This window comes from Amycolatopsis sp. NPDC003861 (genome assembly GCF_053605405.1).
Window position 1 is genome coordinate 132,867 of sequence record NZ_JBSGJD010000002.1, and the last position, 16,568, is coordinate 149,434.

Sequence of the window (16,568 nt, forward strand, 5' to 3'; positions counted from 1 at the left end):
GAGCGACCGGCTGGTTTTCCACTTCTATGGGCTACCCCCTGGTAGACCGGTCAGTTGTGTTCCAGCTCACGCAAAAAGTTGTTTCATCTTCGCCTCGGACGGAGTAGTGAGCGACGTCACGGAGGAGTGACACGCGGCGAATTGTCGGGGGTGCCGGTTAGCCTGCTGAGGTGCGGACACCCGACCTCGACCAGCTGGACATCGCCATCCTCGCCTGCCTCCAGGCCGACGCCCGCACGATCGCCGAAACGATCGGCGCGAAGGTCGGCCTCTCGGCCGCGGCCGTCCAGCGGCGGATCAAGCGGCTGCGCGAGGCGGGCGTCATCGAGCGCGAGGTCGCGGTGCTGTCGCCGGAGGCGCTCGGGCTGAGCATGACGTTCGTGGTCACGGTCGAGATGGAGCGGGAGAACCTCGCGGTCTTCGACGGGTTCCGCCGCCAGGTCCTCGCCGAGGACGCCGTCCAGCAGTGCTACTACGTCACCGGCACGGCGGACTTCGTGCTGATCGTGACGTGCCCGGACATGGCCGGCTTCGAGGCGTTCACCCGGCGGATGTTCTTCGACAACCCGAACGTCCGGCACTTCACGACCAGCGTGGCGATGGACCGCGTGAAAGTGGGGCTCACGCTGCCGCTCGACCCGTAAGCTGGCCCGCTGGGGGAGGCATGCTTCGGATCTTTCTGGCCGCGACGCTGATCGACGCGCTGGGCAGCGGGCTGTGGGTCCCGTTCGCCCTGCTGTTCCTGGTGCACGGGCAGGGCATGGGCCTGGTCGACGCGGGGGCGTCGCTGACCACCGGCGCCCTGCTGGCCCTGGTCACCGGCCCGGCCGCCGGCGCGGCGATGGACCGCTTCGGGCCGCGGGCGCTGCTCATCGCGGGCAACCTGGTGCGGCTCGCCGCCTTCGCGGCGTACCCGCTGGCGCACACGAGCTGGCAGGTGGTCGTGGTGTCGGTGGTGGCGGGCTTCGGCGACCGGCTGTTCTGGACGTGCAACGCGCCGATGGTGGCCCGGCTCACCTCCGGCAGTGACACCGACCGCGTGCTGGCCACGCAGACCGTCGGCCGGTTCGCGGGGGCGGGTCTCGGCGCGGCGGCGATGGCGGTCCTGCCGACGATCACGAGCCCGTGGGCGTTCCACCTGCTCGCGTACGCGAACGCGGCGAGCTTCGGGGTGGCGGCGGTGCTGATCCGCCTGCTCCCGCGGGTCGTGAGTGGTAACGCGGGTTCTAACCCTCCTTACCGCTCACGACCAGCCGGGAGCTGGCGGGCCGTGCTGGGCGATCGGGCCTTCACGGGGTTCTGCGTCACCCACATGGCGTTCACCCTCGCCAGCGCCGGCAAGTTCTCCGTGCTGCCGATCGTCGTCCGCGACCTGCTGCACGGTCCACAGTGGATCGCCGGGACCGCGATCACCGTCGGGACCGTGGTCGTCGTCACCGGGCAGCGGCCGATCGTCGGGCTGCTCGCCGGGCGGAGCCGGACCGCCGGCCTCATCGGGTCCGCCGTTCTCTTCGCGCTCTGCTTCGCGCTCCTGATCCCGCTGACCGTCGTCCCGCTGCCGGTGGCCACCGTACTGATCCTGCTCACCAGCCTCGGCTTCTCGATCGCCGAAGCCCTCTTCGGCCCGACCGCCACCGCCGCGGCCGCCGCGGCCGCTCCGCCGGGGGCCGAAGGGCGGGCCAGCTCGATCTTCCAGCTCTCCTGGGGCCTGCCCATCGCGCTCGCGCCGGGCCTGCTGGCCGCCCTGCTCAGCACGAGCAACGCGCTGACCTGGTCGATCCTGGCCCTGACCTGCGCGTCCGCCGTCCCCGCACTGCTCGTGCTGCGGAAGAAGCTGCCGGAGGCCCTGCGCGAACCGTCACCACCCGTGGCCGCCTGAGCGCAAGGGGTATGTGCCCGGTGTTACACCACAATGGACGGATGCAACCGATCAAGTGAACGTGAGACTTTCTCCGTCATGACCGTTCCCCCTGGTCATCTCCTTGCCGAACCGTTCGCGCCGCGCGAACCACCGCGAGACTCCAGGAGGGGCCGTGCACACCGACGCCGTACACCAGAGCCAGTTCGTGCTGCTGAACGAGAGCACCACGCCCGTCCTCTCGCGCCTGTCCTACCACTCCCACGAACCCTTCGCGGTGACCGTGGCCTTCCGGACCGAGCGCGGCCGGTGGATCGAGTGGACCTTCGCGCGTGACCTGCTCGTGGCCGGGCTCGACGAGCCGGCCGGCCTCGGCGACGTCCGGATCCGCCCGGACCTGTCCGAGGACGAAGACTTCCTGACCCTGGAAATCGAGTCACCGGACGGCTATGCGTCGTTCGAGCTCGAGGTCGAAGACGTCCGGAGCTTCCTGGACGCCTCCATCGAACTGGTGCCGCTCGGCGACGAGAGCGCGCACTTCGACGTCGACGGGCTGATCGAGGAGATCAGCAACGTCTGACCCGCAGACCTCCCATTCCCGCGGCGAGGAACGAAGGGCGGGTTTCGGGCGCGCTGGAGGCGCCCGAAACCCGCCCTTTCGCGGTTCTGCCGGAGAGTCAGCTGGTCTTCAGCGTGGCGCCGGTGCCCGAGAGGGCGGCGCCGATCGGGTAGAAGTACGTCACGGACGTGTTGCCGCCGGACAGGATGCCCTGCGCGCTGTTGCCGGCGATGAAGCCGCCGCCGGAGTCACCCGCAGCCGAGCGGACGTTGGTCGCGGTCATGCCGTTGACCGTGCCCTCGGCGTACCGGACGCTCTGGTTCTTGGCGCCGATGGTGCCGCAAGTCCAGCCGGTGGTCGAGCCGGCCTTGCAGACCGACGTGCCGGTCGCGGCGTTCGACTGCCCGCGCACCGCGGTCCCGTTGTTCATCTGGGCGACCGGGGTCCAGCTGCTGTTCGTGTTCACCCGCGCGTAGTCCGCGCCCGGGAACCGGTAGGTGCCCCACGAGCCCAGCGCGGCACCGTTGGAGCCGGTCAGCCGGCCGGCGCCGGTGAGCGCGGCGCAGTGGCCGGCGGTGACGAAGCCGGTGGTCGTCGCGAACCCGACCGAGCAGCGCGACGAGCCGCCGATGTAATAGGCGTCGCCACCGCGGATGTTGGCGTACGTCGTGGGCGCCGACGCCGTCTCGCGGATCGCCACGATGGCGGCGTCCACACCGGACTTGGCGAGGAACGCGACCGCGGCGGCGCGCTGGCCCTGCAGCACGTCCAGGGTGACGCGGTTGGTGGCGTCGTCGACACCCCAGCCGGTGATCGCGGCGGGCGCCGCCTTGTCCGCGGCGTTCAGCTTGTCCACAGTGGAATTGAGCTGGCGGGCGCCGAACCGGACGACTTCCGCTTCGGCACCGGCTTCGCGGATCTTGCCGGCCAGCGCGGCGTTCGTCGTGGTGACGTGCGCCTTGCCGGTGACGGCGTTGTAGGTGGCGCCACCGAACGCGTCGCCGAGCGCCGCGGTCAGCGACTCGGTGACCCGGTTCGCGACGTCCTCGCTCTTCAGCCGGGCGATCGCCTGGTCGTGGGTCAGGCCGAGGTCCCGCTGCATGGCGGGCACCATGTCCGGGTTCAGCAGGTCCTGGCCCGACGCGGGGACGGCGGTCGCGGCCAGCGCGCCCGTCGCCATCACCGCGGTGGCAGCGGCACCGAGAAGTCTCGCGATCTTCATGCTTCTCCCTAGGTGGTTACGCGCGGCTCCGCACCGGCCACGCAGTGGTACTCCCCCGGGTGAGGGTCCCCGCAGTGGGCGTTACGGTGCAATCCGGGCGCCCGGCGAATGGGTATACGCATTCACTAAGGACGAATCCCCTGCTCCAGCCGGGCTCAGCCGCCCGTTGTCACCCAGTCGGACAGGTCCGTAAGTAGGGTTTCCGTGAACTACTTTCAGTAGTCACTTGGAGTACACGAACGCGTTAAGCGACGTTCGAACGTGCGATCGGCCGGGGTTTCGCACGCTGGGTGAGCCGATCGCCCCGGTTCCCGCAGCAAATCGGTGACGGTGGGTAGGCAGACGTGTGACGACAGCACCCACCACGTATTCGGTGAAAGGTTTACGGACGCATCACCGCTGCTTAGGCTCCCGCGAGCTGGTGCCGGTGTGTCGAGGAGGGTCGTATGTGGCTGACCACCCCCCGCCCCACCTCGGTTTCCGTCCGGTCCGGACCCGCCCGGCTGACCGGCCGCGACACCGAGCTCGACGCCATCGTCGCCGTGCTGCGGAGACGCCCGGCCGCGGTCCTCATCGAGGGCGAGCCCGGCATGGGCCGCACCCGGCTGCTCGCGGAGATCGGGCGGCGCAAGGAGTTCGACGGCGGCCGGGTGCTCACCGGCGCCTGCCAGCCGCTGCGGCAACCGTTTCCCTACGGGCCCGTCCTGGAAGCGCTTCGCGCGGTCGGCGACGCCCCGCTCGGGCCGCTCAGCCCGGTCGCCGGCGTGCTGCGGCCGTTGCTGCCGGAACTCGCGGAAGCGCTTCCCCCGCAGCCGGAACCCCTGACCGACCCGGTCGCCGAACGCCACCGCGTCTTCCGCGCGGTGCGGGAGCTCCTGCACGCCTGCGGCCCCACGCTCGTGCTGATCGACGACCTCCAGTGGGCCGACGAGGACACCCGCGACCTCATGCGGTTCCTGGCCGGCACGATGCCGCCCGAGCTGGCGGTGGTCGCCACCTACCGGTCGGCCACCGACGTCCGCCCCGGCCCGCTCGGGGCCCCGTTCCGGACCGACCCGGCGGTGCACTCCGCGCGTGTCGCGCTCGGGGCGCTCGACGTCGCGGCCGTGCGCGCGCTGGCCGTCGACATCCTCGAACTGCCCAGGGTGACCGACGACTTCGCGGCGAAACTGCACGAATGCACGGCCGGGATCCCGTTCGTGGCCGAGGAAACCCTGCGCGCGCTGAAGGAAGCGGCCGAACGGCTCCCGGTCGGCGAGGTCCTCTCCGACCGCCTGCTCGAAAACCTCGAAGTGCCGGTGCTGCTGCGCGAATCCGTCACCGAACGGCTCGCCGCGCTGCCGGAGCCGGCGGTGCGGCTGGCCGGCGCGGCCGCCGTGCTCGGCGTCGGCGCCGAAGCGGCCGTGCTCGGCGAACTGGCCGGGCTCTCCGGTGACACCCTCCGCACCGCGCTCCTCGACACGCTCTCCGGCGGGGTGCTCGGCGAGGTCGGCGACGACCGGTACGGCTTCCGGCACCCGCTGGCGCGCAAGGCGGTCTACGACACGGTGAGCGGCCCGGAACGCGCTTTGCTGCACGCGCAGGCGATCCGCGTGCTCGCCGCGCAGCCGTCCCCGCCGCTCACGCTGCTGGCCCGGCACTCCCGCGCCGCCGGCCGCGTCGACCAGTGGCGCCACTACGCGGAAGCGGCCGCCGACGAGGCGATCACCCGCGGCGAGACGTCCCGCGCGATCGACCTCCTGCAGTCGGTGCTCGCCGAGCCCGGCCCGTCGCAGGCCGACACCGGGCGGGTGGCGGGCAAGCTGAGCCAGGTCGCGCTGCGGGGGTTCCGCCCCGAGGTGCTCGGCACGCTGCAGCGCGTCCTCGAAGAGGTGACGCTGCCGCCGTCGGTCCGCGGGTCGATCCGGCTGAGCGTCGGCATGCTGCTGGTCCGGACCATCGGCGGCCTCGGCCGCGGCCGGTTGGAGGTCGAGCGCGCGGTCGGCGAACTGACCGACCGGCCGGACCTCGCCGCCCGCGGGATCACCCTGCTCGCCCAGCCGATCGACGGGCTGACGCCGTTGTCGTGGCACGAATCCTGGCGCGCCCGCGCGGGCGAGGTGTACGAGCGGCTCGACGACCCCGAACTGCGGCTCGCGCTGACCGCCGACCGCATCGCCGCCGCCTCGCACGTCGGCGACGGCTCGGCGTGGGCGGAGTTCGAAGCGCTACCGGACACGGTCGGCACGGTCGCCGAGCGCGTCCAGCTGGCCCGGCTGTGGTGCAACCTCGCCGACGGGCAGTCCTGGGCCGGGCACCTCGACCGAGCGGACCGGCTGGTGACCGAGGGCGTCCGACGCGCGACCGACGCGGGTGCGTTGTACGCGATCGGCCTGATCCAGGGCACCCGCGTCCGGCTGGACTGGGTGCGCGGGCGCTGGACCGGCCTCGCCGAGGCCGCCGAGCAGCTGCGGGACAGCTACCCGGAACTCGGCCCGATCGTGATGGAGTCCTCGCTCGTGCTCGGCGGGCTGGCGGCGGTGCGCGGCGAGTTCGCCGCCGCTCAGCGGCACCTGACCGCGGCGAGCGTGCACGCGCCGGACCGCGGCCCGATCCCGGTGGTGCTCTCGGCCGCCGGCGTGCTGATCTCCGTGCTCCTGGCGACCGACGACGTCGACGGCGCGTGCGCGGCGGCCGACACGGCGGTGGCCGCGGCCGGCCGCAAGGGGGTCTGGATGTGGGCCGCCGCGCTGGTCCCGGTGGCCGCGCAAGCGTATGCGCGAGCCGGGCGCTGGCCGGAGGCCGACAACGTCGTCGAGGCGTTCGCGCGCGGCATCGAGGGCCGGGACGCGCCGGTGGCCGCGGCCGCGCTGGTGGCGGGCCGCGCGGTGCTGCTCGAAGCACGCGGCAAGCACCTGGCCGCGGCGACGTTGTTCGACGAAGCCGCGTCCAGCTACGCGGCCCTGCCGATGCCCTACCCGGCGACGGCCATGCGCGAGCGCGCGTCGATGTGCCGGCTGGCCGCGGGCAACCGGTCGGCCGTCGACGAGCTGACGTCGGCGGCCGAGGCGTACGAGCAGCTCGGGGCGACCCGCGACGCCGGCCGCTGCCGTCACCAGCTGCGCGAACACGGCGCTTGGGCACCATCGCAGCGCGGGCGGCGGGGGTACGGGAGCGAGCTGTCACCGCGGGAGCGCGAGGTGGCGCGGATGCTCGCGGAGGGCCGGACCAACCGGGAGATCGCGGACGGGCTGTTCCTTTCGCCGCGAACGGTGGAACAGCACGTGGCGAAGGTGCTGCGGAAGCTGGGCGCGCGGTCGCGGACGGACGTGGCCCGCAAGCTCCCCGGCGAGGTGACCACCGCGCCGGCTGGCTAGCCGAGCGGCGCCGTCCTACCTTGAGCGCGTGACAGAAGAGGCACTCCCCGCCTGGCGGCGGCGGACTTCCGGCGAGACCCGCTGGCCCGCGATGGGCGTCGTCGTCGCCACCCTCGTGCTGCAGGTCGCCCTGCCCGACGACATGGCCCTGCACCCGTGGTGGCTGCTGCCCGGCGTCTCCGTGCTGCTGGTCGTGGCCCTGCTGCTGGTCAACCCGGGGCGGATGTCGCAGTTCAGCGCCGTCGAGCGGACCATCTCACTGCTCATCGTCGGCCTCGTCACCGCGGTGAACGCCTGGTCCGCGGTGTCGCTCGTGTACGGCATCGCAACCGGCTCGGCCGGTGACCGCGCCGGCGCCGTGCTGGTCACCGGCGGGATCGTCTACTGGACGAACGTCGTCGCCTTTTCCCTCTGGTACTGGGAGTTCGACCGCGGCGGCCCGGGCCGGCGCGCCGCGGGCCAGGCCGAGCACCCCGACCTGCAGTTCCCGCAGATGGCCGACCCGGGCCTGGCGCACCAGGACTGGGAACCGTCCTATTTGGACTACCTGTACTTCTCGTTCACCAACGCGGCGGCCTTCAGCCCCACCGACGTCATGCCCCTGCGGATCTGGGCGAAGATGACGATGATGCTGCAGGCCGTCGTGTCGCTGGTGCTGGCGGTGATGGTGGTCGCCTGGGCGATCAACAACCTGAAGTGACTCAGTGGCGGGTCATCGTGAAGCTCTGGCCGTCGGAGCCGATCGCGCCCGGGGTCCACGTGTAGCTGCCCTTGTCGTCGGCGTTGAGGCCGGACGGGCTCGTCGAGGCCAGGTTCGTGCCGTTGAATTTGACGCCGGTGAACTTGATGCCGCCGGAGATCGAGGGGTAGGAGTCGGTCGGGGACTCGATGATCGCCTCCGCCGAGGCGTGCTTCGAGGTCAGGGACTTGGTGATCGTCTTGGACCAGCCCTTGGTCGTGTCGCTGATGTCGAGGCGGTAGGTGTTCGTCGCCGTCCGGGTCACCGTGGCGGTGATGTGGTCGCCGGCGCTGACGGAGTTCGAGTAGTACACCGGTGCGGCCGGGTACATCTCGTACCAGGCCTGGTAGACCGGGCGGCCGCTGGAGCAGTCGGTGGCCACGCCGGTTTGCTCCACAGTGGACGATCCGTCGCCGTCGATGCCGACCCACGGCGCGAAGAGGTCGTTGGTGGAGGTGCAGGTCACGGACGGTTCCGTCCAGCTCGCGGTGGCCGTGGTGAAGCTGCCGAAGCTGACGTACCCGCCCCAGTTGCCGCCCGAGAACTGGTGGCCGTGGAAGTGCGCGCCGAAGACGGCGGCGTGGGCGGTGCCCGAGAAAGCCAGCGAGGCCGCCGCGGCGGCGGCCACCGTGAGGACGCGGAGGGTTTTGGACATGCGGGGACTCCGTTCACCGAGGGGGACCGGGAAAACCGTGTCCTCAAGTGTTGGATCCCCACCGAAAATAAAGTAGCTACTTTCGCATGGTCTTAAATTGTCCGAAAAGACCCGTAAAGGCCTCCGCGGGGGAAAGAGGCCTTTACGGGTCCATATCGCTCACCTACCGCCCGGTCAGGTGAGCGGGGCTACTGCTGCGCCTGTGCGTGCGCGGCGTCCACGAACTGCGTCGTGTACGTCTTCGACAGGTCGATCTTGTCCTTCTTCGGCTTCACGTTGCTCGACGACTCGCCGAGCACCTTCAGCACGTTCTGCGCCCCGGCCGGGTCCATCCGGCCGTCCTTGGTGAACATCGGCAGGCTGTCCCGCAGCGACTTGACGTACAGCGCCTTGTCCCCGCCGGCGAACGACGGCGGCATCATCGCGGCCACCTGTTCCGGTGTGTGCGAAGAAATCCACTTCAGGGTCTCGACGTACGCATTGGCCAGTTTCTGCACGATGTCCGGATAGCGTTTCACGATTTCGCAGCCCATGTACAGCGAGCTCGCCGGGTACAACCCGCCCAAAGCGGCTTTCGTGCCTTCGACCGTGCGCATGTCGTAGAGCACCTTCGCCTGGCCCGTGTTCGTCAGCTGCGCGATCGTCGGGTCGGTCGTCATGCCGGCGTCGATCGAGCCCTGGTTCATCGCCGAGATGAACGTCTGCCCGGCGCCGACCTTCACCGGCGTGTACTCCTTCGACGTGACGCCGCCGCGCAGGGCCAGCGCCTTGGTCAGGAAGTCCGTCGACGAACCCAGCGACGTGACGCCGAGGTTGCGGCCCTTGAAGTCCGCTCCCGACCTGACCTCGCCGGCCTTGGCGGTCGCGACCATCTCGGCCTCGCCCGGCACGTTCGCGAACTGCACGACGCTCTCGATGCACTGCTCCTTGGCCTGCAGGTCGATCGTGTGGTCGTAGAACCCGACCACCGCCTGCACCTCGCCGGCCAGCAGCGACGTCTCGGCGTTCGCGCCGGACGGCTGGTCGAACAGCTCGACGTCGAGACCCTGCTTCTGGTACGCGCCGATCTGCTGGGCGAGCTGCCCGGGCAGGTAGATCACCTTCGACAGGCCGCCGACCATGATCTTGACGTGCGGCTGGCCGGTGGTGCCGAGCGCGATCTCCCGCGAGTCGCGGCAGGCGGTGAGCCCGGCGGCGGCGACCGCGACCGCGGCCACCACCCCGACTGTCCTCTTCAGACGCATGTCAGACCGCCTTGATCGCGGCTTCGGAGGCGGACGGTGGCCGCCACCGCAGCAGCCGGCCTTCCAGCGTGCTGATCCCCCACTCGGCCAGCAGCGCGACGACGGTGATGATCAGCATGCCGGCGTACACCCCGGCGGTGTCGAACGTGCCTTGCGCGTTGGCGATCAGGAAGCCCATGCCGGCCTTCGCGCCGGTGTACTCGCCGACCACCGCGCCGATCAGCGCGAAGCCGAACGCCACGTGCAGCGACGACAGGATCCACGACGTCGCGCTGGGCAGCACGATCGACTTCAGCACCTGGCCGCGGGTCGCACCGAGGATGCGGGCGTTGTCGATCAGGTTGCGGTCGACCTCGCGGGCGCCGGTGAAGGCGTTGAAGAACACCGCGAAGAACACGAGCACGACGACGGTCGCGACCTTCGACGACAGCCCGAGCCCGAACCAGATGACGAACAGCGCGGCGAGCACGATGCGCGGCAACGCGTTGGCGGCCTTGATGAACGGCGCCAGCACCTGGGCGAGGTACGCGCTGCGGCCGAGGATCACGCCGAACACGACACCGAAGATGGCGCCGATGACGAACCCGAGCGCGGCTTCCTCGACGGTCACCAGGATCTGGTACCAGATCGAGCCGAAGTCGGTGCCGGTGCTGAACCACTCGACCAGCCGTTCCCAGATCTTCGACGGCTTCGAGTAGAAGAACGGGTCGATCCAGTACGTGGCGGTCAGCTCCCAGCTGCCCAGCCACACGACCACGATCGCCAGGCGCAGCAGCCAGATGTTGCGCTTGCGGCGGGCGGTCGCCTGCTTGGCACGGGCCAGGATGTCCTGCTCGGTTTCGAGCACGGGGAGGGGCGCGGACGTGGCCGCGGGGGTCTCAAGCGACATTGCTCGCTCCCTTCTCACGGGCCTTGTCGACCTCGCTGCGCAGTGATTCCCAGATGTCGGCGTAGAGCTTGCGGAACTCCTCGGTCAGCCGCAGTTCCTCCACCTTCCGCGGCCGGTCCAGGGGGATCTCGAAGACGTCCTTCACGGTGGCCGGCCCGGTCGTCAGCACGACGACCTTGTCCGCCAGCGCGATGGCCTCGTCGAGGTCGTGCGTCACGAAGATGACCGCGGCCCCCGAACCGGACCACAGCCGCAGCAGCTCGTCCTGCATCAGCGCCCGCGTCTGGACGTCGAGCGCCGAGAACGGCTCGTCCATCAGGAGGATCTTCGGCTTGGTGACCAGCGTCTGGGCCAGCGCGACGCGCTTGCGCATCCCGCCGGAAAGCTGGTGCGGGTAGTACTTCTCGAACCCGGCGAGCCCGACGCGGGCGATCCAGTCGACGGCCTGCGCGCGGGCTTCGGCCTTCGGCACCCCGCGGAACCGCGGGCCGGACGCGACGTTCTCCAGCACCGAGCGCCACGGCATCACGGCGTCGGTCTGGAACATGTAGCCGACCCCGTCGGGGATGGACTTCACGTCCTCGCCGTTCACCCGCACCCGGCCGGCCGACGGCGGCTGCAGGCCGGAGACCAGCGAGAGCGTCGTCGACTTGCCGCAGCCGGTGGGGCCGACGACGGCGACGAACTCGCCGGGCTGGACGGTCATGGTCAGGTCGCGGACGGCCGTGTGCACGGAACCGGACCCGCTCGGGAACCGTTTGGTGGCTCCGGTGAGTTCGATCAGTGGGGGAACCATGGTGGAGGTGACTCCTTCGTCACGTGGTGGGGCTCACGTTGGGAAGGGACGTTAAGGACGCGTGGCGCCCAGGTGAAGCTTGTCGACGTTCTCCGCGCGAGCTGTGCGTTCTGAATGTTTTGCTCATTTAGCGCACCGGCTTGACCTGGGGGTATGGTCCCGGCCATGCCAAAGTGGGCGCTCTTCCCGCGGATGCGGTTCAGCAGGCAGGTGCTGCTGCTGCAGATCGGCGTGGTCGCCTTGGTCGTGGGACTCGGGGTCGCCCTGGTCAGCCTGCTCCTCTCCCGCACCCTCACCGACCAGTACGGCCGCCGGGCGCTGGCCATCGCGAAGTCGGTCGCCGCGGACCCGGTCGTCGTCGCCAACGCGGCCGCGAAACTCCCCGGCGGCCCCCTCGAACAGCGGGTCCTGGCCGTCACGAAGGCCAACGAGGCGCTCTTCGTCGTGATCACCGACGACAAGGGCATCCGGCTCGCGCACCCGACGGAGAGCCTGATCGGCCAGAAGGTGAGCACCTCCCCCGATGTCGCCCTCGCCGGACAGGATGAAGTCAGCGCGGTGCAGAGCGGCACGCTCGGGCTGTCCGTGCGCAGCAAGACCCCGATCTGGCAGGGAAACCGCGTGGTCGGCGAGGTCAGCGTCGGGTTCGAGGTCGGCGATCCGACGGGTGACTTCAACCGCCTGCTGACCATCACGCTGCTGTTCGCGGGCGGCGCGCTGCTGCTCGGCGCGGGCGCGTCGGCCCTGCTGAACCGGCGGCTGCGGCGCGTCACCCACGGTCTCGAACCGCACGAACTCACCGAGCTGCTCTACGAACGCGAAGCCGTGCTGCACGGGATCGGCGAAGGGGTCCTCGCCGTCGACGAAGCGAACCGCGTCTCGGTCCGGAACGACGAAGCGGAACGCCTGCTGGGCACCGAACTCCCGATCGGCGCGGCGATGGCCGAACTGTCGCTTTCCCCTCGGGTCCACAAGGCCGTCGAGGAGGGGCGGCCGGTCGACAACCTCCTCGCGGTGGCCGGAAACCGCGTGCTGGTGATCAACTCGCGGGCCGTCCGCCTGGACGACCGGCCGATCGGCACCGTGCTCACCTTCCGCGACCGCACCGACCTCGACACGCTCACCCGCGAGCTCGACGGCATCCGTGCCCTCTCCGACGGCCTGCGCGCCCAGCGGCACGAGTTCGCCAACCGGCTGCACACGCTCTACGGGCTGCTCCAGCTCGGCCACCACGCCGAGGCCGTCGAATACCTGCAGACGCTGACGGACTCGTCGTCGGCGCGGCCGAGCGAGCTGGGCGACGCCGTCGCCGACCCGTACCTGCAGGCGCTGCTGGTCGCGAAAACCGAGCAGGCGCAGGAAAAGGGCCTCACGCTCAAGCTCGCCGAAGACACCTGGGTGCCGACCACGGTGACCGACCCGATCGCCGCGAACACCGTGATCGGCAACCTCGTCGACAACGCCCTGCACGCCGCCCGGATGGGCCCGCGGCGGCCGGCGACGGTGGAGGTCGGGCTGCTCGCCGAGGGCGGCACCCTGCACGTGTCCGTTGTGGACAGTGGGCCCGGCGTTCCCGCGGACCTGCGGCGGACGTTGTTCGACGAAGGCGTCTCGACGAAGATCGCGCCCGGGCACGGTCTCGGCCTCGCGCTCGCCCGGCAGGCCGCCCGCGCCCGCGGCGGCGACGTCTGGCTGGCCGACCCCGGCGAAGGCGAGACGGGCGCCCTGTTCGTCGCGAAACTGCCCGGAACGCTGACGGAGGACGGATGATCCGCACGCTGATCGTCGACGACGACTTCCGCGTGGCCGGCGTGCACGCCGGGTTCGTCGAGGAGGTCGAGGGCTTCGCGGTGGTCGGCACCGCGCACACCGCCGCCGAGGCGCGCGCCCGCGTCCGGGAGCTCGCGCCGGACCTCGTCCTGCTCGACGTCTACCTGCCCGACGAGTCCGGCCTCGCGGTGCTCCCGGAGCTGCAGACCGACACGATCGTGCTGTCCGCGGCGACCGACAGCGCGTCGATCGCCGCCGCGATCCGGGCCGGCGCGCTGAACTACCTGATCAAGCCGTTCACCACCCGCCAGCTCGCGGAACGGCTGACGTCGTACGCGCGCTTCCGCGGCCTGCTCGCCGAAGACCGGGCGCTGGCCCAGGACGACGTCGACCGCGCGTACCGCGTACTGCACGACCAGGACCGCACGACCGCACCGAAGGGCCAGTCGACGGCGACGTCCCGGCTCGTCTCGGAGCAGCTGCGGCGGGCGGGGCGGCCGCTGTCGGCCGCGGAGGTCGCGGGCGAGCTCGGCATGGCGCGGGCGACGGCCCAGCGGTACCTCACCGCGCTGGCCGAGTCGGGGACGGTCCAGATGCGGCTGCGCTACGGCGCGACCGGCCGCCCTGAGCACGAATACCGCTGGTCAGGGGCCTGACTCAGCGGCCGCCGTAGCGCTGGGCCATGCTCTCGGCGACCTCGACCCAGGCCTGGATCGGGTTGGTGGCCGACGACGGGGCGGCCGACGGCGGCAGGTCGACCCGCGCCTCGGCCTCCTCGTCCGGCACCGGCTTCTTCGGCTGCGGTTTGGCCTGCGCCTGGACCTGCTTCGGCGCCGGCTTCGCGGGCACCGGCACGAACACGGTCTTCGGCGCGGGCGTGACGACGACCGGCGCCTGCGGAACCGGCTGCGGTTCCGGCGCGGGGGCCGCGGCCACCGCCGGGCGCGCGTCGAGCTGGGCGACGTCCCGTTCCGGCGGGGAGAACAGGCCGCCGGTGAAGAGGCCGCCACCCAGCCAGCCGGCCGCGACGAGCAGCACCGCGGCCCCGCCGCCGAGCCAGATCCGGGCGCGCCGCCGGATCACCACGGACTTGGGCCGCAGGTCCTGGTCGCACACCGGCGGCCGGGTGTAGATGGGCGCGTCCTCCAGCCGCGCCACCTCGTCGTCGGTGCGGCGGCGCCGGGGCAGGCTCGCGGCGACGATGCCGGTGCGGTCCAGCAGCTCCACCGCGGTGCGGTCGCTGGACGAACGGGTCGCACTGCGCGGTGCGGTGCGAAGCATCGGGGACCTCCGGGACGGGGCTGGCGGACCCCACGCATTCTGGACCATTTCGGACGGTGCTGTCCGAAACGCAACTCGATTGAGTGACAGAGCGGCGTGAAAATGATTCGGTTTCTTCGCTATGCCTTCAACCCGAGCCGCGCGAGCGCCGCCAACGGCCGCTGATAAGCCGAGCCGAGCACGCGGGGAATGGCGTCGATGACGTAGGCGTCCGGTCCGATCAGGATCCGCGCCGACTTCCGTTCGATCCCGCGCAGGATCGTCTGCGCCGCCTTCTCCGGTGTCGTGCGGGCGATCCGCTCGAAGCCCTGCGCGGCCTTTTCCTGGTCCTCGGCCGCGCTGCGGGAGTTGCGCACGATGTTGGTCTTGATCCCGCCCGGGTGCACGCAGCTCACCGCGACCGGGTGCCGTGCGATCAGCATTTCCTCGCGCAGCGCTTCGGTGAATCCGCGCACCGCGAACTTCGCCGCGTTGTAGGCGCTCTGCGTCGGCACGCCGACGAAGCCGAAGACGCTGGAAATGTTGACGACGTGCCCGTCCCCGGACGCGATCAGGTGCGGCAGGAACGCCTTCGTGCCGTTCACGACCCCGCCGAGGTTGATGCCCATCAGCCAGTCGTAGTCCTCGAACGTCATTTCCTCGACGGTCGCGCCGAGCGCCACGCCGGCGTTGTTCACGACGACGTTGACCCCGCCGAACTCGTCGGCGACGTCTTCGGCGTGCGCGAGCACGGCACTGCGGTCGGCGACGTCCAAGGTGTACGCGCGGGCGTTGTCGCCGGCGAGCTTCGCCGTCTCCTCCGCGTTCGCGGTGACGACGTCGGAAAGCGCGACGCGGGCCCCGCGGCGGGCGAACTCGCACGCGAGCGCGCGGCCGATGCCCGAGCCCGCTCCGGTGACCACCACGACCTTGTCCGCGAACTGCTTCATCGGCCCTCCCGACAACCCGGTGTTACTACCGAGTAGGGAATCGTAGCGGCTGTGAGCTTGCTGTGGGTGTGCTGATTGTGTCGGTGCGTCGCCCTATGGTGGTCTCGTCGGCAGCACCGGTCGAGGGAGGCGAAGCTCATGCGGCGGCCAGCCGTCCTGCTCACCGTCGCCGCGATCGTGCTGCTCGGCATCACCTTCGTCGTGGTCTTCGCGGCCCGGCCGGCCCAGCTCGCGGACGCGACGACGCCGGAGGCCGCCACGGTCGAGGCGGCTCCGGTGGCCGCCCTGCCCGCGGTGTCGAGTCCCGCGGTCGGCGCGTTGTTCGCCGAGGGCGCGCACTACTGCACGGCCAGCGTCGTGCACAGCGAGCGCGGTGACGTGCTGCTGACCGCGGCCCACTGCATCCACAACGGCGAGGGCGGCGGCTACCTCACCGGCGTCACCTTCGCCCCCGGCTACCACGACGGGATCGCGCCGTTCGGCTACTGGACGGTGTCGGACGAGCTCGTCGCCCCGGGCTGGACGGCGTCGTCGGACCCGGACCTCGACGTCGGCTTCGCCACCGCGCACCAGGCGGGCACCACCAAGCCCCTGGAGAGCCTGGTCGGGGCGAACCTGCTGGCCACCGGCACGGCGTTCGAGCAGCCGATCACGCTCACCGGCTACCCGGACGACTCCGACGTCCCCGCGGTCTGCCAGAACACCACCAGCAAGCAGGACACCTTCCAGCTGAAGGTGGACTGCGCCGGTTTCCCGACCGGCACCAGCGGCGGCCCGTGGGTGACCGGCCAGAACCCGGAAACCCGGCTCGGCACGGTCATCGGCGTCATCGGCGGCTTCGAGTTCGGCGGCGACGACGCCGACACGTCGTACTCGAGCTACTTCGACACGGACGTCCTGGCGCTCTACCGGCAGACGACCGCCCGCACCTAGGCGGCATGATGCGGGCATGAGCGAGCCCGTCGACGTACCCATCACCGGAGAGCCGATCCGGCTCGGCCAGTTCCTCAAGCTGGCCGGCCTGGCCGAGGACGGCTCCCACGCCAAGGACCTGATCGACGCGGAAGAGGTCACGGTCAACGGCGAGGTCGAGACCCGCCGCGGCCGCCAGCTCACCGACGGCGACATCGTGGCGGTGGGCCCCGACCGCGGCAAGGTCGTCCTGGTCCACTGAGCCCGGCTCCATGCGCCCCAATGTGGCGTTCGGTGCGTTGGACGCACCGAACGCCACATTGGGTGCGTTGGACGCAACCAACGCCACATTGGGGCG

At 71.0% G+C, this 16,568-nt stretch carries 16 protein-coding genes; 9 read left to right on the forward strand and 7 right to left on the reverse strand.

The window, feature by feature from the left end:
* Positions 1 to 170 precede the first annotated feature (170 nt).
* The 3 genes from ACWEVN_RS01315 to ACWEVN_RS01325 all read left to right on the forward strand — a co-directional run bounded on the left by ACWEVN_RS01315 (position 171) and on the right by ACWEVN_RS01325 (position 2,438).
* Positions 171 to 644, forward strand: coding sequence for an Lrp/AsnC family transcriptional regulator (locus tag ACWEVN_RS01315; RefSeq protein WP_310968111.1), 474 nt, complete (start codon positions 171 to 173; stop codon positions 642 to 644).
* Between the two features lie 20 nt (positions 645 to 664).
* On the forward strand, positions 665 to 1,879 hold the full coding sequence (locus tag ACWEVN_RS01320; RefSeq protein ID WP_452049807.1) for an MFS transporter: 1,215 nt from the start codon (positions 665 to 667) through the stop codon (positions 1,877 to 1,879).
* A gap of 154 nt (positions 1,880 to 2,033) precedes the next feature.
* On the forward strand, positions 2,034 to 2,438 hold the full coding sequence (locus ACWEVN_RS01325) for an SsgA family sporulation/cell division regulator (protein ID WP_449685525.1): 405 nt from the start codon (positions 2,034 to 2,036) through the stop codon (positions 2,436 to 2,438).
* 97 nt (positions 2,439 to 2,535) lie between these two features.
* Here the strand turns inward: ACWEVN_RS01325 and ACWEVN_RS01330 are convergent, their stop codons facing one another.
* On the reverse strand, positions 2,536 to 3,639 hold the full coding sequence (locus ACWEVN_RS01330) for a S1 family peptidase (RefSeq protein ID WP_449685524.1): 1,104 nt from the start codon (positions 3,637 to 3,639) through the stop codon (positions 2,536 to 2,538).
* Positions 3,640 to 4,085: 446 nt separating this feature from the next.
* Between ACWEVN_RS01330 and ACWEVN_RS01335 the strand changes: the two genes are divergently transcribed.
* Together ACWEVN_RS01335 and ACWEVN_RS01340 are read left to right on the forward strand one after the other, a co-directional pair.
* A complete protein-coding gene (locus ACWEVN_RS01335) occupies positions 4,086 to 6,995 on the forward strand; it encodes an ATP-binding protein (RefSeq protein ID WP_452049808.1) in 2,910 nt (969 codons plus the stop codon).
* A 91-nt stretch (positions 6,996 to 7,086) separates the two neighbouring features.
* Positions 7,087 to 7,695, forward strand: a complete 609-nt coding sequence (locus ACWEVN_RS01340) for a DUF1345 domain-containing protein (protein WP_449685563.1) — start codon at positions 7,087 to 7,089, stop codon at positions 7,693 to 7,695.
* 1 nt (position 7,696) lies between these two features.
* On the opposite strand, the gene ACWEVN_RS01345 is transcribed toward ACWEVN_RS01340, so the two are convergent.
* The 4 genes from ACWEVN_RS01345 to ACWEVN_RS01360 form a co-directional block, all read right to left on the reverse strand.
* Positions 7,697 to 8,389, reverse strand: a complete 693-nt coding sequence (locus tag ACWEVN_RS01345) for a G1 family glutamic endopeptidase (protein WP_449685520.1) — start codon at positions 8,387 to 8,389, stop codon at positions 7,697 to 7,699.
* 188 nt (positions 8,390 to 8,577) lie between these two features.
* On the reverse strand, positions 8,578 to 9,633 hold the full coding sequence (locus ACWEVN_RS01350) for an ABC transporter substrate-binding protein (protein ID WP_449685519.1): 1,056 nt from the start codon (positions 9,631 to 9,633) through the stop codon (positions 8,578 to 8,580).
* A 1-nt stretch (position 9,634) separates the two neighbouring features.
* Complete coding sequence (locus ACWEVN_RS01355; RefSeq protein ID WP_449677395.1) at positions 9,635 to 10,522, reverse strand: ABC transporter permease; 888 nt, start codon at positions 10,520 to 10,522, stop codon at positions 9,635 to 9,637.
* Complete coding sequence (locus ACWEVN_RS01360; RefSeq protein WP_449685518.1) at positions 10,512 to 11,318, reverse strand: ABC transporter ATP-binding protein; 807 nt, start codon at positions 11,316 to 11,318, stop codon at positions 10,512 to 10,514. Before ACWEVN_RS01360 ends, ACWEVN_RS01355 begins: the two co-directional genes overlap by 11 nt.
* A 192-nt stretch (positions 11,319 to 11,510) precedes the next feature.
* On the opposite strand from ACWEVN_RS01360, the gene ACWEVN_RS01365 reads away from it, so the two are divergent.
* Both ACWEVN_RS01365 and ACWEVN_RS01370 read left to right on the forward strand, forming a co-directional pair.
* Positions 11,511 to 13,088: an ATP-binding protein gene (locus tag ACWEVN_RS01365; RefSeq protein WP_452049814.1), complete on the forward strand. Its 1,578-nt coding sequence runs from the start codon at positions 11,511 to 11,513 to the stop codon at positions 13,086 to 13,088.
* Positions 13,085 to 13,744, forward strand: a complete 660-nt coding sequence (locus ACWEVN_RS01370) for a response regulator (protein ID WP_449685517.1) — start codon at positions 13,085 to 13,087, stop codon at positions 13,742 to 13,744. The genes ACWEVN_RS01365 and ACWEVN_RS01370 overlap by 4 nt, the downstream gene beginning before the upstream one ends.
* 1 nt (position 13,745) lies before the next feature.
* On the opposite strand, the gene ACWEVN_RS01375 is transcribed toward ACWEVN_RS01370, so the two are convergent.
* Positions 13,746 to 14,369 carry a hypothetical protein gene (locus tag ACWEVN_RS01375; protein WP_452049809.1) on the reverse strand — a complete coding sequence of 208 codons (624 nt, stop codon included), beginning with the start codon at positions 14,367 to 14,369 and terminating at the stop codon, positions 13,746 to 13,748.
* Between the two features lie 119 nt (positions 14,370 to 14,488).
* Entirely contained in the window at positions 14,489 to 15,298 is an 810-nt protein-coding gene (locus ACWEVN_RS01380; RefSeq protein ID WP_449685515.1) for an SDR family NAD(P)-dependent oxidoreductase, read from the reverse strand.
* A gap of 138 nt (positions 15,299 to 15,436) precedes the next feature.
* On the opposite strand from ACWEVN_RS01380, the gene ACWEVN_RS01385 reads away from it, so the two are divergent.
* A complete protein-coding gene (locus ACWEVN_RS01385) occupies positions 15,437 to 16,231 on the forward strand; it encodes a trypsin-like serine peptidase (protein ID WP_452049810.1) in 795 nt (264 codons plus the stop codon).
* Positions 16,232 to 16,247: 16 nt separating this feature from the next.
* The gene (locus ACWEVN_RS01390; RefSeq protein ID WP_449685513.1) at positions 16,248 to 16,472 is read left to right on the forward strand and encodes an RNA-binding S4 domain-containing protein; all 225 of its coding nucleotides are present in this window, start codon (positions 16,248 to 16,250) and stop codon (positions 16,470 to 16,472) included.
* Positions 16,473 to 16,568: the final 96 nt, after the last annotated feature.